This is a genomic window from Mesorhizobium sp. M6A.T.Cr.TU.016.01.1.1 (genome assembly GCF_003952585.1).
In the GTDB taxonomy this organism is placed as follows: domain Bacteria; phylum Pseudomonadota; class Alphaproteobacteria; order Rhizobiales; family Rhizobiaceae; genus Mesorhizobium; species Mesorhizobium mediterraneum.
In genome coordinates this window covers 3,209,359-3,225,645 of record NZ_CP034452.1, presented here as the reverse complement: position 1 = coordinate 3,225,645, position 16,287 = coordinate 3,209,359, and the positions used below count along the sequence as shown (strand labels likewise).

4 protein-coding genes are annotated in these 16,287 nt (G+C 58.8%); all 4 read left to right on the top strand.

The genetic code is table 11. The features are described from left to right. Positions 1–18 precede the first annotated feature (18 nt). From EJ075_RS15555 to EJ075_RS15540, 4 genes are read left to right on the top strand one after another with little or no spacing between them, the layout of a single operon-like run. Complete coding sequence (locus EJ075_RS15555; protein WP_164547112.1) at positions 19–1,104, top strand: hypothetical protein; 1,086 nt, start codon at positions 19–21, stop codon at positions 1,102–1,104. Beyond that, complete coding sequence (locus EJ075_RS15550) at positions 1,101–4,514, top strand: hypothetical protein (protein WP_126104936.1); 3,414 nt, start codon at positions 1,101–1,103, stop codon at positions 4,512–4,514. The genes EJ075_RS15555 and EJ075_RS15550 overlap by 4 nt, the downstream gene beginning before the upstream one ends. Before the next feature lie 8 nt (positions 4,515–4,522). After that, the gene (locus tag EJ075_RS15545) at positions 4,523–14,455 is read left to right on the top strand and encodes an RNaseH domain-containing protein (RefSeq protein WP_126104935.1); all 9,933 of its coding nucleotides are present in this window, start codon (positions 4,523–4,525) and stop codon (positions 14,453–14,455) included. After that, a complete protein-coding gene (locus EJ075_RS15540) occupies positions 14,452–16,095 on the top strand; it encodes an AAA family ATPase (protein WP_126104934.1) in 1,644 nt (547 codons plus the stop codon). The genes EJ075_RS15545 and EJ075_RS15540 overlap by 4 nt, the downstream gene beginning before the upstream one ends. Positions 16,096–16,287 lie beyond the last annotated feature (192 nt).

Below are 16,287 nucleotides of genomic sequence, written 5' to 3'. Positions count from 1 at the left end.
GATTCGGCGAATGGGGATATGGACCAAGCGAGCATCGCAGTTCGCATGGCGGCGAGAGGACTGGTCGAAACGCACCGTGCGTCCCTGACCAGCCGTGAGGTCTTATCTCAAGGTCCGGGAATGTCTTCCGCTCTGCGGCGTGGAATGGCCCTTGTCTCGGCAATAGCGCTGCGGGACTGTTTTCCTTCGGACATCGCTAGCCAAGTGAATGATTTCACGACACTCGCGACGCGACCCATCCGGGAGTGGGGTCCGGTTTCTTTCGCGCGATGCGAAGAACGTAATGCCATCCTTGTGGACGAGGGATACGGCATACCCACCGCCGACTGTATCGATCTGGCAGAGATGGGAGACGAGGGGTCGATCGTAGAAGACGTTTTTCACGATAAGCTGAGAACTGCCCTGTCGAGAGTCGGAAAGAATGCGGACAGCCTTTACCGAGCGGTGCGCGAGAACATAATCCGGGGACCTTGCCGGACAAGAAGGGAAGTCCTGGCCTTCGCAAGCCAGAATCCCGAGCTTGCTTCGGAAATCCCGTCGTTCTTTTCTCCGCTGCCGGCTTCGGCACTCCATGGCAAGACATTGCGACTGTGCGCCCGTTGCAACGCTCCCCTTTTCGCCACTGCCGACCGCTCAACTTTTCCACTGGGGCGCTGTGCCGTCAGGGAATGCCGCATGTCGTGGCCTGACACTGCCGTGGGCGACGAGCACGACGTTCCTGTCCACGACGACTGGCGCATTGCGAACCCTGCCATCATGACTTTCTGGGTCGGTCCAGGCCTGCCAGAGATCGCCCTTTATGACGCACTCCGGAAAAAGAGGTCCGATGTCGTTCTTTATCCAATGTGCGATCTCGCCGACATCGGGATCGACGGAACGAAAATCGGGATCGATGTAAAGTCCTATTCGAGCGCTGCCGTTCTCGGGAAACGCTTCTCTGCGGGCATAGGCGGCTTGCTTTCCTTCCGACGCCGGATCGTGGCCGTGCCGGATTTCTGGTTACAGTCCGACCGCGATTACCTGCGTACGGCTTCGGCCGTGTCCAAGAATAAGGACGGCATAGAGTTCAAGTCCGTTTCCCAGGTGGCGGAGGCGTTTTCGTGAGAGAGCGTCCCGAAGGCTACTCAAACGTCATTGCGGTCCAGTGGCTCTGTGCCGCGGTCGAACAGTTCATAGGAACCAACGATCTGGCGGATACGCCCGGATTTCTCTCCGGCTTTTCTTCGATAACAGACCATCCCTCGCTGTCGTCTTTCGCAAGGGCCGCTTTCTCGCTGCGCCAGCTCGGTGTGAGCTACACCTCCGAGAACGAGCTCCGCCAGGCTGTCTACGACTTCCTTACCTGGGAGGAAATGAGGCGGGAGGAAGACGATAACTATGTCGACCAGCCATACAAAATCGACCCCCGCTCGAGACGCATCACCTTCATGCGCAGGGCCGGAAACGATCCCAGGATCGAACAATGGGCACAAGCCCTTGAGAGAGGCGTTCCCATCCGATTGCATGGCATGTTGCCCGCGAGCGAGGGGAGGCCGATGGGCGTCGACCCACGCGAAGCAGGAGCGCGGCGCATTACCGTCGATCTCGCCGAAGCTGCGGAACACCTGCCGGAACGCCCGTACCACAACATTTCCGCGCGCGAACGCAGCCCCGTTTTGATACCGCTAGCCGATCTGCAGGCCATCGCAGAGCATTTCGACGCCATTGATGCCGCCGATGCCAACAGGACATCCAAAGCATGGTCGAGGCGTCTTCTGGATGCCAACGGGGCGGCAAAGGTGGAGGTTCTGACCCCCGCGGCCAACAGGTCACGACTGGAGCCAGCCGATACAATCACCCTTGACGGACTCAAGCACATGATCGGCCTGCCCGGTACAGGCAAGACGACGCTTGTTACTCTTATCGTCGCCTGGCTGTACGAACGGAAACTCCGCACCGTCGTTCTGCTTCCGTCAATTGAAGTCAGCTTCAATCTCATGGCGGATTTATCAGGTTATGGTGTCGATGTCGGCCTGCTGATGGGCCAATCTCCCGACACCCGTCTCAACCATGCCCGCAAGCTGGCCGAACGCATCGGTTCCCTGGACAATGCCAGAGGTTTCGGCCGCACGGTTCCGTTCGCCGACCTTATGTCCGTGAATTGCGCGCTGGCCGGATTCGACGACAGGTACGACGACGAGCAGCCATTTCCGCATCTCGATCCACCTTGCACGCGCATTTCCCAAGCAAAGCTGAAGGCCGACGGAACGCCTCGAGATAAGGAGTCGACCTCATTTTGCCCGGTCTCCTCATGGTGCGGACGTATGAAGGCGGCACGGCAACTTGCCGAGCGCCATGTCTGGCTCGGCCATGTAATGTCGCTCGACACAAGGATGCCGCCGCATTTCGCTGAAGAGCACATCCGCCATATAGAAGCCGTTGCCCGGGCTTCGGATGTTGTTATTGCGGACGAGGTGGACGGTATCCAATCCGTCCTCGACGGCCGGGCCATCGGCGAGATCACGATATCCGGGGCGAAGTCCTCATATGAAAACAGGCTACTCGACGATCTCCTGAAGCCGATCGCTCTTGGAGAGAACGACAGAACAGGAACGAATGTCGCCGATTACGCGTCTAAGGCGACCCGTTTCATCGACCTGAACAGGTTTCTGGTCCGGTTACTGCAGAACGATCGCGCGGCATCAGGCAACCGATTCTTCGCCAGCTACGACGATGCCTTCGTCACAGGCAACAGGGTAGTCGCCGATCTTTTCGGAGACCCCGCCAAAAGCCGCGGTACCGATGCGGAACGTTCAGCCGAGGATGAACGCGTCGGGGCAATCATGGCATTCTGGGATGCCTGCATAAGGCAGGTGCTGTTCAGGACACTCGATACCGCCGACGGCGAAGAAAGGGATTTCGACATCCGGCGCACGGGAATCACCCTATCGAAATCGGATGAGGAGGTACAAGAGGCCTTCCGCAAGATCGCCGATTTCCTGCAGGATTGGCTGTCTTATCCCTCCAGCGTCCAAAAAGCCGATGCCATCGAGCAGGCGCGGGAAGCCATGATGGCATTCGTTTCTCCCAATCCCGAACTCGGCATGGCCAAATCCGCGGCCCTGTTCACGTTTCTGGTCAACGTCTCCAGCGTGGTCATGCAATTCCTTTCCCTGCTGCCGGCACAGCATGTGATGGCGGCGGAAGGGGTGCACCGCTCCCCGATATTCGTTGACGGCATCAGCATGGATTTCGGTCGCCTCGTCCCGGATTCGATTATCGGACGGCTTGCCGGGGTTCGCTTCCTCTTCCAGCAGCGCAGGGGACGCAACAGCCTCCAGCTCCATTATGTAACATTCGAGGGAGCACCAAGAATGCTCCTCTACCGCTTGCACGAATTGCTGCGGCATGATGGCATAAAGCGGGGGCCGAATGTCCTGCTCACCAGTGCGACATCCTTCCTTGCAGACAGCCCCGCATTCCACGTGCCAGTCGGCCCGGACTATATCCTGCGTCGGGCGGACAGCGACACTGCATGGAAAGAGAGCCGCTACCTCCTGAAAACTGTTCCAGACCCGCAGAATCCAAAGAAGGCCCTCCGATTTTCCGGAGCGCCCTACGAAGACCGGGAACGCATTATGCGTGCGATGACCAATCACTTCGTCAGGGAAGGCGGCCTGTTGCAAAGCCTGCTGGCGGATTCGTTCGCCAAGGGCCGCAAAGTTGCATTCGTCGTCAACGGCTACGAACAGGTGCGGCTGGTCAAAGATCACGCGATGTCCGTTTCCGAACGCAACGGACGCAGGCTGATTGCCGTCGTCAATGCAGTCCCCGAAGGCAACATGGGCGATTATGTCACCGCCGCCCAGGTCGAACAGCTCGGTGAAAGAGATGATTGGGATGCCGTCGTCTTTCCGATGAAGGCACTCTCACGCGGCGTGAACATCGTTTTCGGCGGGCCGCTTTATGCCGGAACGGACCTGGCGGACAAGGCGGCCATCGGCACTGTCGCTTTCCTGACGAGGCCGCATCCGGCACAGGAGAGTTTCGACTTTGTCGCCGGGATGGTCGGCCGAAGCTCCATGGAGTTCGACCGCGAAAGGTTCGGCCGGGAAGTAGATCCGCGGGAACTGGCGGAACGGCTGCGAACCATCCGTCGCCAAACGATGACCGACGTTCGCAGACTTTTGCGCCACTCAGTCAGGTTCGGCAGGCTTGGCAATCTCAATGAGGCTTTCGTCGCCGATGTGATGATTGACGTCATCCAGACGATCGGGCGGTCGATGCGCAACGGATGCAAGACACGCGTCTTGTTCGTGGATGCGGCCTGGGCACCGAACTCAACCCGGCCTGAAGGCCCGTCCGAAGACACAGCCGCCACAAGCTACCTCGTTGCGATGCAGCGCATTCTCGACCGCCTCGTGAACTCTAAGGATGCCGTGCACGCCGAAATATATGAAGCCCTCTACAGGCCATACCTCGAGCCGCTTTCCCAATGTCAGGGCCTGCTGGTCAAGGGAAATGACGGACAATAGGAAGTTGCATGTTTTATCTGGCGAAGCCCGAACAGAAGACCGAAAGTATCTCCGTCATGGGATTGTCCTTCCTTGGCGGCAAAATGCCCACCCAGGATTGCGTGAAGGTAAGCTGGCATTCCGACATGGCCCAGGCCTTCGCCGCTGTGGCCACGGCAGCCAGGAACACAGGAGACGCCGCAGGAAACCGCCTTCCTTATGCTACATTGAGAGCCTTGCTCTCCGCCGGGCTTCCGGATCCGATCTATGTGGACTCCGAACTGGGCGGGATCGGCTGGCACGACAGCGAGAAGGGTCCGCGGTCTTTTGCCGAATGCGTTGCGTCTGAAGAAGAATGCCTCAAGGCTGTTTCGAATGCAGTCCGCATGTGGGCGGCGAAAGTGCTGGCTCCGTGGGCGGAATCCCGAGGGCTTCCTGCCGACTTCGTCGAAGACATCACGCGTCTCGCCATAGAGGGATCTGCCGCAATCGCTTTCCGGAAAACGCTCGAGACCGAGGATGGCAAGGGCAAGGACTTCACGGATGTCCGGGACATCATCCATGCAGAAGCATTCCGACGCATTGCCGGGACGGAGCTGTTTCCAGGAATGGGGCCTGTCCGTGTGCTGATTCGGTCTTCTTCCCGTGAAAATTCTATCTGCTTCGTGACCTTCCCCAGGGCGGCCGCCGCCGGATCGTGGTCCATGCAGGCCCGGCTTACCGTCGAAACGCACCCCGGCAGGCCGCAACCTTTCGTCAGGCTCGATGTATCGCGCAAGCGTTGGACGCCGGATGTTCCTGCCAAATTCCTGCCCCGACAAAGGAAACTGACGGCAGCCGTCTTCGGCGAGGATGAAAGGCGGGCGGTTTCCTTCCATGTTCCGATCCTGAAAGGGGCCGTCAGCGAGCCTGAAGACCCGGCCTATGTGCTCGGCGCGCTCAAATCGGGCGTCGATACGGGCCTTGGCTTCGCACTGCTCGTGATGTCGGGGCCGCGGGACGGGGCATTCGTCGGCATCGCCTATTCCACCGCATATGAAACGACGCCTTCCGTGGCAACGGGGGCGACGGAGCTTGACTGCGTCGATTGCTTCGACCGGATCGCCGAGGCCATGAAAGGTGTTCTCGAGCCGCTTTCTGTCGAACCTGTCGACAAGGCGAAGCGCGTCAAGCGCCGCGACGAAGACATTCCGGCCATGAAAGCCGTGATGGTTCTCGAAGAGATCGCACGCTCGCTCGGATACAACGACATCGACGACAAGGCGATCGCCGAAACCTGGAGAATGCTTGCCGATGGCGATCTGCCTCCGTCAGTGAAAGTCCCCGCCGATCTTGAAAGCCAGAGGGAACGCTTCGATGCGTTGCGGGAGGACAATTCGGCGAGGCTCCGTCAGGTGTTCGGCAGCAGTCTGCCTGTGCTGATCATCGTTTCCGCAAGCGCAACCGATGCCGAACATATCGGGATGGCCGTACGGACACTCTTCAACAGCCGTCTGCGCATCGAATATAGGCTGATGCCCGAAGGCGTGCACGGCCCCCGCAAGTCTCTTGCCGTTCCAGGCGGTAAAGCACGGAACAGGTATGAAAACCGGGTTTCCCTCTGGAAGCCGTTCGCACAGACGCTGGCCGAGGAGTTCGGGCCGACTCGCGTCCTGGTCCATGCCCGCAAATTCGCCGACGATGGCGTGAACAAGATCGCGGGTCGCGTGGCGCTGGCCCGCTACGGCGACTGCAACGTCCAGTATCTCGACACCAAGGGCCCGAAAGTCGATGACTGGTTCTTCCGCATACAGGCTGCCGTACTCGACCTCATGTTCGGCCATTCCGCGCTTGTTTCCCCGGTCAGGGACAACGTCGCCGAAGCATTCCTGGATCCTGCGACCCGGCCGGAGACGATCACCGGGATTTCCGTCGTTTCCCTGAACCGGACCCGCACCCGGCAGGCGTCATCCTTCTTCCTGTCGGTCTCCATCGATATCGAGAGCGGGAGCACGACAGCCAGGGCAGGGCGGCCCGTCAACGGCACCATAGACATCACCGATCCGCTTCCGTTCTTCGACCTGCTGAAGACAGTGGCTGGCTGGGATGAAGCCGACACCGGGAACGGTGAAACGGAAAAATCGGACTTCCAGACGTTCGTCGCCGAGATCGTAAGTTACGAATGTGACCGCGGTCACAGGCCCCTTGTCATGTTCGAAGGAGACCATGCCAGGAAACTCTGGCCAGCCCTTTCCAACAAGGGATGGGACGAACCGTGCAAGCTTGTCGGCACAGATTTCAATCCGTCCGAGTGGCCGGGAGCGCGGATCGTGCGCATCCAGGACCAGATCGAGCCGACCGTCATCACCCGCAAGGAGCAGACCTTCGCCATTCTCGACCCCGAAACTGGCGCGGAGACTGGGACGAAGACCCAGAAGACACACACCCTGACCGAGCCTGGACGCCTCGTGCGCTTGGCCGGACCTGCAGACAACTACATCTCCACCGGGCATCTGGACGGAACCCAGAAACTGCCCAAGGGGCTGTCCGTCTACAGGCCGATCCCCCAGATGAAGGCAGCTGTGGCTGCGGACCTTCCGCCTGCGCTGGCTTTCATGAAGGTCAAGATCGAAGGCGAGCGCGATCTCACCGGAGAGCCATACAAACTGCCGGGCACCATCGGCATTCTGGCTGTCCACTGCCTCGAAGGCGATGACCCGGACAGGATAGCGGCTCTCTGTCATGGACTGCGCTTCGGGTTCGGCCACACACGCTCGCCCGTCAAAATGCCCGCACCTCTTTTCCACGCCAAGAAAGTCGCCGAGTACATTCCCGCATACATCCTGACGGAAGAGGACGAACGCGAAGATACGGCGGAAACCGTCGAACCCGCAGACCAAGAGGAGCCGGATGAGTCTGATGGACTTGCATCTCCCGAAGACGGGGACGGCACGGATGATGCTGGCAACACGCGGCCGGAACCGCAGGCATATTTGGGAGACCTGTCGTTCATGAACGGAACAAACGGAACGCACGGTGCTACCGCCATTCCGAAAGATTCCTTCTCGAAATCGAGAACGACGACGCTTCCTGCTGAAATCCGCGCCAAGGCAAACGGTGACCTGAAAATCGAAGCCCTTCTGGAAATGATGTGGCTGGGGCCGTTGCCCTCCTGCATCACGGAAGACTGGATGGTGTTGCTTCTCAGCGCCCATTCATCGGTCAAGCCGAGGCAGAAACTGTACGATCTCGCCATGAAGGTAGAGGTGCCGATGAAACTCGTGCTGCCTGAGACCGACGTCAAGGACGACCGGTCCTTTGCCCGGTTCCTGATGGCTCTGCTCCAATTGGGGGATTCAATAGTTTTTGCCAAAACGGCGATCCCCCGCACCATCGACAAGAACAGGAGGAGATGGATTTTCAATCCGGTCTACGAGCAAATTGCCCGCAAAGGGAAGAACGGGGCCAAGTCAGAAACGGGGATTTCGATCGTAGATACGCTTTATGAGTCCCCCATCCACACATTGAAGAAATTGCATGAGGGCGGAGACGGGCTGCTTGCCAGGCAGTTCATGACCGTCGAATCCATGTTCAGGCCGGAGAAGGCTGCCATTTATGCCGAGGCAGCCGGAAAGTTGAGGCAGGAGTTCGGCATCGAATATGCCGACACCGAGGCCTTTTGCTACCGGATGGCGGCATTCCAAGAGCGCTTGATAGACTATGTGAACCTGAAATCGATCCTGGCGGAGCAGGAGCAGAAGAAGGCGTCGCCTCGTATCGGCCGTCTGGGCATGGATGACTACCAGACAATAGCCGAAGAAGCCGAACCCGTACGCCCTTCCGCGCCTGAAGTGAACGCAGCCTGGTTGCGGGACAGGATGTCGCTCAGCGGTGCTTTCAGAAGCCATCTCCACAACCACCGCACTGAGATCAGGGAAGTGCTTGGCGATGTGAAGGCATGGCCTGAAGACAAGCCATCCAGTGAAGTGATTGCCGATTGTGTCGCGAAGCTCTTCTCGGTTCCCGAGCCGATCCTGGCGGCGATATCGAGGCGGGACAAGGAAAGCCTGTTCAGGCCGTTCTACCGCAAGATCGAGACGACCGTCCGGGCGATTGACGAAAGCCGCCCCGAGGAAAAGCGGCTGTCGGCCGCCAACTGGGAGGACGATGGCACCTCACCTGAAATCTTCGCACGCTTGTCTGAAGGCGGATACAGGCAGTTCGCCGACGAGTTCGCGAAAATCCGCGCGATCGAAAACCCGTCGCTTCCTCTCGAACGGGCAGTGAAAGCTGCCGGAGAGGAATTCAGGGAAGCTGCGGAATTTATCGAAGCGAGACGCAAGGCGTCGCTTTGGTTCTTCGCCAATGACGACCGTTCCGACAATCCGTTGTACGAAGCCTATCTCGATAGTTTCGAAAACGGAGAGGTCGCCGTCCCCGGTGAAGACGGCCAGTCAGGCACGACCGGGAACGCACCGGAAGCACGGAGCGAGCCGGAAGTACAGGCGGAAATCGAGATCGGGAACATAGCGTCGCAGGACGCCGGACAAGAAGCCGGAGCCGGGCACGCAAGGGGGGCTGACATGGGCATCGAGGACATCTTCCGCGCTATTGTGGTGGAAGCAGAACACGGGGTTGAAAAGCTGAATAAACCCGATTGGGATAGCCTTTCAGCCTCTCTGTCGGTCATTTCCGGCCTTCTGGACAAGGCACAGGCGGCTGTTGCCGCCTTGCCGCGTCAGGTGTCGAATGCCGCATTGCTCGCCCGGGTGCAGATTCTGGACAAGGAAGCCGCTGAAATTTGCGAGTTCCTCGGGTCTGAACATACAGCGCTCTTCTTGCCGGAGGAGGGCAATATCGAGCCGTCATCCGCTGAATTGGCTGAAATGTGCCTTGGTGAAGGGGAGGAGGCACTTAACGGCACGAAGCTCGCCGTAGCTGCTTACACAGAACTCGATGAGAAAATGACGGCGGCCAAGCCAGCTGAAAAAATCCTACTCGCCCCCTCAATGAACGAGGAGGTCGGAAAAGCCGAATCCGGCATCGGCTCCATTGCCGTAGCGCTGGCGAACGCCCTGTCTTATCTGGCACCGGCCGCTTTGCCGTCCCCTGACGGTGGAGACTGCCCCGGGAAAGGAACGCTTCAATCCGACGAAGTCCGGGAACAGGAAAGAGAAACACCCGAGGCGGCAGGCAGTGACCGGGAAGCGGTTCCAGCCGCCGAACCTGTTGCGGCTGGAACCGCGGAAGCGGAAGACAATCCGGATGACGCGGACGATGTTTTCGCGGAAGTCATCCCGGAAGACGACATCCTTGACCCTGAAACAGCCGAACACGACGTCGTGCCAATGGCAGAACCTTTGCCGCAAGATGGCGGTTCCGTCGTGGCGGTTCCTGAAGCCGAGGTTGAAACTCCGCCAGCGGAAGACCTTGAAACCCTTAGGATAAACCAGTCCCTCGACAGGTTCATGGCTTCGGGAAGCTATTCGCTTGCATACCATCTTGCACGGGCCTCCGAGGCCGAAGACCCGTCACGGCCGCTTGTCATCACTTCAAAGGAAGCGAAGCTTGCGGCAATCGCGGGCCACCTCAACCACACCGCCCTTCAGTCCAACCCCTTTCTCGTTTCGTCATGGGTCAGCGAGGCATTCAGTTCGGTCGAAGCAATCGGCCGGGACAGCAAGGAGGAACGCGCGTCGGCGCGGCTTCTTTCATTGATGCCGCTTGCGATCGAACTGGCTATCTTCTCGCCATCTTACGGGAGCGCCGAAATCCTGCGTTCCTTAAACTCGTTGCCTGGAGACCTCGGGAAAAATGTGAGTGAGGTTTTCAAGAACCTCGACTCCCTCAAGCACACGACGATCGTCCTGTCCCGGGCCATGCTCGCCAATGTCGCCGATGAAATGGATCTGACGAAAGCCCTGAGCGAAAGCCGGGCGCACCTGTTCCAAAAAATCGAAGGCTTTCAGGCGCTGCGATTCAACTACCAGCCCGGAAACAAGATCAAGAACGAGCTGTCCCGCAGCGACAATCTCATCGGAAAACTGCGGACCCAGATCACCAAAGGCAGGGATGACGACACGACGCTGGCCGTCGTGAAAAACTTTGCCGAGAGCCTCAAGGACCGTTCGGCCATCATAGAACTGCTCGACGAAACGCATGCGATGCATCAGGACCGCTCGAAGGGGCTGGACGGCGTCGTGCGCAACCGCCTGGTTTCCTTCCTTGAGAATTTCCGGGATGCCGCCAACAACTATATCGACCTCAAATCCGAAATGCGGGAAACCAGCTCGGCGGAACGTCCGAAAGCCCGCGACCTGGCGAAAAAGATTTCGCGGTCCCTGAACAATATGACCGCGGCCGTGGAAGTAGCCTCTCAGGACGAGGGCCTGATCGGAACAGCCGCACGGCACGTCGCTCTGCGCCTGAAGAAACTGTCGGCCATCGTTTCGGGGGAGCAGGTTCCCTCCGCCAACAGCAACGAATACCTTCAGGCCTGCCACGCCGAGATCGCCCTCCTTCCCGAACTTGATTACGGACGCTCCTGGTTTCCAAGTCCGTATTCCGCCGCGGAGATGGTCGGCCTTCTTTGCAATGCAAAGCTCCCGTTGCTCCCTGAAAAGGGGCAGGAGCGGGACGAGGCCTTCGACAACATCGTCCGCCAACGCATGGACCGCGGCTCGTTCGTCGGCGCACGCATGCTTCTCGATGCCGACGATTTTCTCGAAATCAGCCAGGAACTCGCTGAAAACCTCGAAAAGGAAGTCGGAGCAAACATCCTCACCGCGAAGACATCCATGAAAGACGACATCGGCCAGGCTCGGAAAGTTGTCGAACGCGTCATGCGGTTCGGCTCGTTGCGGCAAGGCACCGATGCCGAACAGGCCGCCTCCCTCCTCGACCGTCTCGAAAAGATCGAGGCCGTAGACGTCCCCATTACCCTTGAGCCGGGCGCTCGCATCGAAGAGGAAATTGACGGCATATTCGATGTCAGCGTGGCTCAGGACGAAATCGAAACGATCCGAGAAGGGGCCCAAGCACTGCTGGAGGAACCGCGCATCCGCCTCCAGAAAGACATTGACGAACTGTCATCCAATGGCATCGACCCCAAAATCTGCCAGAAGCTTCGGGCGCTTTGCGAAACTGACGACCTCCTGACAGCTGAAGAGCATATCCAGGAAGTCAGGAACGAAGGCCGCCTGCCGGAATCGCGCCGCCGCAACTGGAGGTTCGAGACCTTCCGGGATGAAGTGCTTCCCGCTCTGGAACATTACCGCGGCGACATCGCCAGCAACGTGTCCCACGCAATCATGAACGGTGATGCATTTGAAGGGATAGCCTACGACCAGCTTTCGGAAACCCGCCGGAAGGAATCTGTCGAGATCGTCACGGAATGGCGGGAGCTGTTCCGCAAGTTCCATGTCAAGGACTTCGCCCCCTTCGCGGCAAGTTTCCTCGAGAAATTCGGCATAAGGGCCGAGTTTAAGGACGTAGCCAACATCCCTGTGCCTCCGATCGCCAAGGGAAAAATGTATGTCGGCGATTTCAAGCTCGACATCCCGACCGACACAGAAAGCCTGCTGTTACCTGATTTCGGCTCCCGAACCGAGGGCAATTACCGTGTGGCCGTCAGCCAAACCCTCCCTGCGGAAAGCACTCTGCAGAAACTGACGACGGGCAACGGCCTGATCCTGATGGTCAGCGACATCGTCACACCCGAAGAGCGCCGGAAGTTCCTGATGAGGAACCTGGCAGCCAATCGCCGCATATTGCTGATCGATTCAGCAACAATTTCCTACGCTGTCAGCGAACCGCAGATCAGGGCGCTGACGCTGATCGAACTGGCTCAGCCCTACAGCTTCGCCGAACCCTATGCCGACTGGGGGAGGAGTGCTGTCCCCCGTGAAATGTTCGTCGGACGCTCGCAGGACATTCGGGCGATCCTCCTCGATAGCGGCTCGAACATCGTCTATGGCGGCCGCCGCATGGGCAAGACCGCTCTCCTGAAACATATCGAGCTGGAGAACAACGACCCGAAAATGGGCAGACTTGTCGGCTTCGTCGATGCCCATCAGATCGGCAAGGGGCATCTGGCGACCAAGGTTATCTGGCAGGAGATCGCGAGGGCGCTGCCTGAGATTTTCCAGCTCAATACTCCGATCGACGCAACACGGGTAACCCAGGTGATCAAGAGGTGGCTGGCCGATGACAACCGCCGCCGGATTTACCTGCTGCTGGACGAGTGCGACCAGTTCATCGTTAGCGATGCTGCGAACGGCTATGCCGAGTTCCTGGCGCTCCAGCAATTGATGACCGACACCAACAGGCGCTTCAAATTCGTGCTGGCAGGACTGTCGAACGTCACCCGTCTCGTTCAGACGGGCAATCCGCCACTCAAGCAGATTTCTGCTGACCCGAGACGCATCGGCAGCCTCACTGGCGAAGAACGCACGGCGGCCGAGGACCTCGTGCTTCGCCCCTTCGCAGCTCTTGGCCTCGAACTGGAAAGGCAGGACATCTGGAGGATACTGTCTCATTCCAACTACTATCCTGTCCTGATCCAAACCTATGCGAAGCATCTGTTGAAGAAGGTGCTCTACATCACACAGTCCACACAAAAGCCCATCCGCAAGATACCGTCGGAGCAGATCGCAAGTGTGCTGGACGACCAGACGACCAAATCGGAGATCAAGACGATCTTCGACATGACGCTCGGCATCGACCTGCGGTACAAGCTGATCGCCTACGTCGTGGCGAGCCTCGTCTTCGAGGCGGAGGCAGAAGGCCGGATGGACGACGGGTTCACGACCCGTGAAATTCGCGAACACTCGATCGGCTTCTGGGAAGCCGGCTTCAAGGACAAGAACCGCTTCTCCCTCTTCGACGACCTGCTCGACGAAATGGAAGGGTTGGGCATTGTCCGACGGATCGGCACCGACAGATGGACACTCCGCTCGACCGCAGTCGTCCGCCTCCTCGGCACCCGCGACGAGATCGACACTGTTCTGCTCGATTTCACGGAGATGGAAGCCCCTGTCGGTTTCGATCCGAAATCGCACAGGAGGGAGATCAAAGCTGCAAAACACGTCCTGCAGAAGCGGTCCGTGTCGCCGCTCACATTGAGCCAGGAGCGCGACATCCTGCTTTCCAGCTCAAGGGCGACCGTCATTCTCGGCAACAAGCTCGCGGATTACGACATCGTCCCCGCTGTGCTGAAGACGGTTCCTGACTCCTTCTCGGACGGCGACAATTACGACGTAAGAATCCTATCCGTGAACACCGCGGCCGAAATGGCGAACACCCTTCGCGACCAGCGCGTAGTTCAGGGCAAAAAGGCCATCGCCGTCATCAAGCCATCGGCACCGTGGACCGCCGAATGGGTCAAATCGGCTATTAACGCGAAACCCGTAACCAAGGGGGATGTCAGGGTGATATTCGTCGGTGGCCCGCAACACGCTGCCTCAGTTGCCGCCGATGGCCAACTGGCCGGGCTGACATCCCATGTCGAGATCATGGTCCTTGAACCATGGTCGACGGCATTCTTCACCGAGATGGTCGACAAGGAACACCCCGGTCCCTCGATCCAGCATTACGAGGACCTGCTTGCCCAATATGGCGGCTGGAATGAGCCGATGTCCCAATATGTCGGCTACGCGCAAAGGGTCAAACCGAAGCAGATGCCAGACGCCGTCGATGCAGCGGCGACCGGGCTGACGGGGGATTACGGAAAGGTGCTCGGAAAAGTCCTCGAATTGATCGGGCCGACCGCCTTCAGCGTCAACGACGTCGAGGCGTTCCTCGACCTCAACGACGATCTCAGGGCCCCTGGCATGACCGGAGAGGCTCTCGTTCAATACGGCACGCTGATGGGCTTGCTGGCCGTTGCGCCTGCCAAGCCCGGGGTCGAACGCCAGAAAAGCTCCTACCTGCCGACGCCCCTGACGGCAGGACTTCTCGGCATGACGCTGCTGGCCGCAGAATGATCGACAAGGCTTTATTCTGGTCCCTTCCGGGCCCCTCCGGTTTCATCGAAGACATCGCCGAAGCCGTCACGAAACATGGTATCGTCGCCATCCAGGCACCCCTCTACCGTGCGCCGGGCCTCTCCGAAGCTGTCATCGAGAGGCTGGAAAACGACGGCTACGTTCCCGTCTTCACGGTCCCGAGCAAAGCGGGCGGGCCGATCATTCATCGGCTGGCCATTGCTGCGGGTGAAATGCGCATGTCGATGCGCACCGCCGGGTCTTTGATCGACAAACCCGAGTTCAGAGGTGCCGGATTCTTAATCGAAGATATCGATAACGACGAATGGGACAGCTGGAGCATCTTCTTCAGGTCATATTCCGCGGAATGGCGCAGGCGCTCCAATGAGGCCCTGAAGCCTGTTCTGGCAGCGCTCGTTCCTCCCGATGTCCCGAAGGCCGACCTTGACCGACTCTTCCCTGGCGCATTTGTCCAATGGAACGGCCGCGTTTCTTCTTTTGACATGAGAACCTACATCTCCAGACGGACGGGCAGATTCGCGGCCCTGGCGCTTCTGGATAAGGTGGCGATCGAGGTCGCTATACGGCTTTCCGGCTACGATCCGAGACTAGCAGAATATCTGGTCACCCTCGACCCCGTCTCGGCAATCGATCCATGGGAAACGCTGAAGAAGGCATATGGCGGGAATGCCGACGTCAGGCCGTGCTGGGGCAACGGACTGGTCGATACGATTGACGGAGATGTCTTCGTTCACACTGCCAGCCTGATCGCGGCAGACGACAGGAAGGCCTTCGACATCCGGCGCTGGCGCGCGGTCAGCGGCCCCGTGCTCGACTTCAACGCCACCGTGTGCAGGCACTTTGCCGACACCTATGCGAGCTCCATCGATGCCAAGCTGCCGTGGCGCGTCGCGTTGCCGTTCGGCGAGAAGATGATCACCAATCGATATGACATGGAAAACAAATATTTGCGGGATTGTCTCGGCGATACCCTCGAATACCGGGAAATGACGTTTCTCAGGCAAACAGCAAAAGCGCGCAATGATATCGCCCATAATGAAATCCCGGCAGGCACGTTGCTGAACACTCTCTCGGCGACGTGGAAAACCTACGCCTTCAGCAGCAGGAAGGAGACGGTCGGCTGGGATTGGCCGAGATGTGGCCAGAAACTCATCATGATGGTCGGGCCAAGCGGTGCTGGCAAAAGCACTTATGCGAAAACGAACTATCCACCAGATGAGATCGTATCGGCCGACTCGGTCAGGGAAGAGCTTTTCGGCACCTCTGTGGTCGCCGGACCTCAAGCGAAGATATTCGAAGTGGTCACGCAGCGACTGGTCGCCAAACTGTCACGAGGAGAAAGCGCGGTCCTGGATGCGACCAATATCAAAAAGCGCGACCGCCTGAAAATCGTGGACCTGATACCGGAAGACATGAAAGTCGAATATGTCATCCTCGACCGGGACATGGACGACAAGAGGCGGGACGGAGGCTGGCGCAACGGAAGGAATGGTCTTTTGGAGGGCCATGCTGACATCTTCGCTGCCGAAATCAATGACATTCTTGCCGGAGATCAACGACCCAACATTCTGGTGACTGATAAGCGGTTAATCGATTACTACGAAGTAGATTCCGCATGATATTTCCGGGTCGCGTATGCGCGTCCGCTGCAGAACTGGGACAGGCGGAAGCAGAGGTTCCAGAAACAACTAGCTTTTGGCCGTGATGGCTTACCGGATAACCTGTAGCGGCCGTCGAAACGCTCAGGACCAAATCGCCACTACACGCGTTCAATGCTCTGATTGGGTTCTGTCTCTAATCGTCTAATGCCG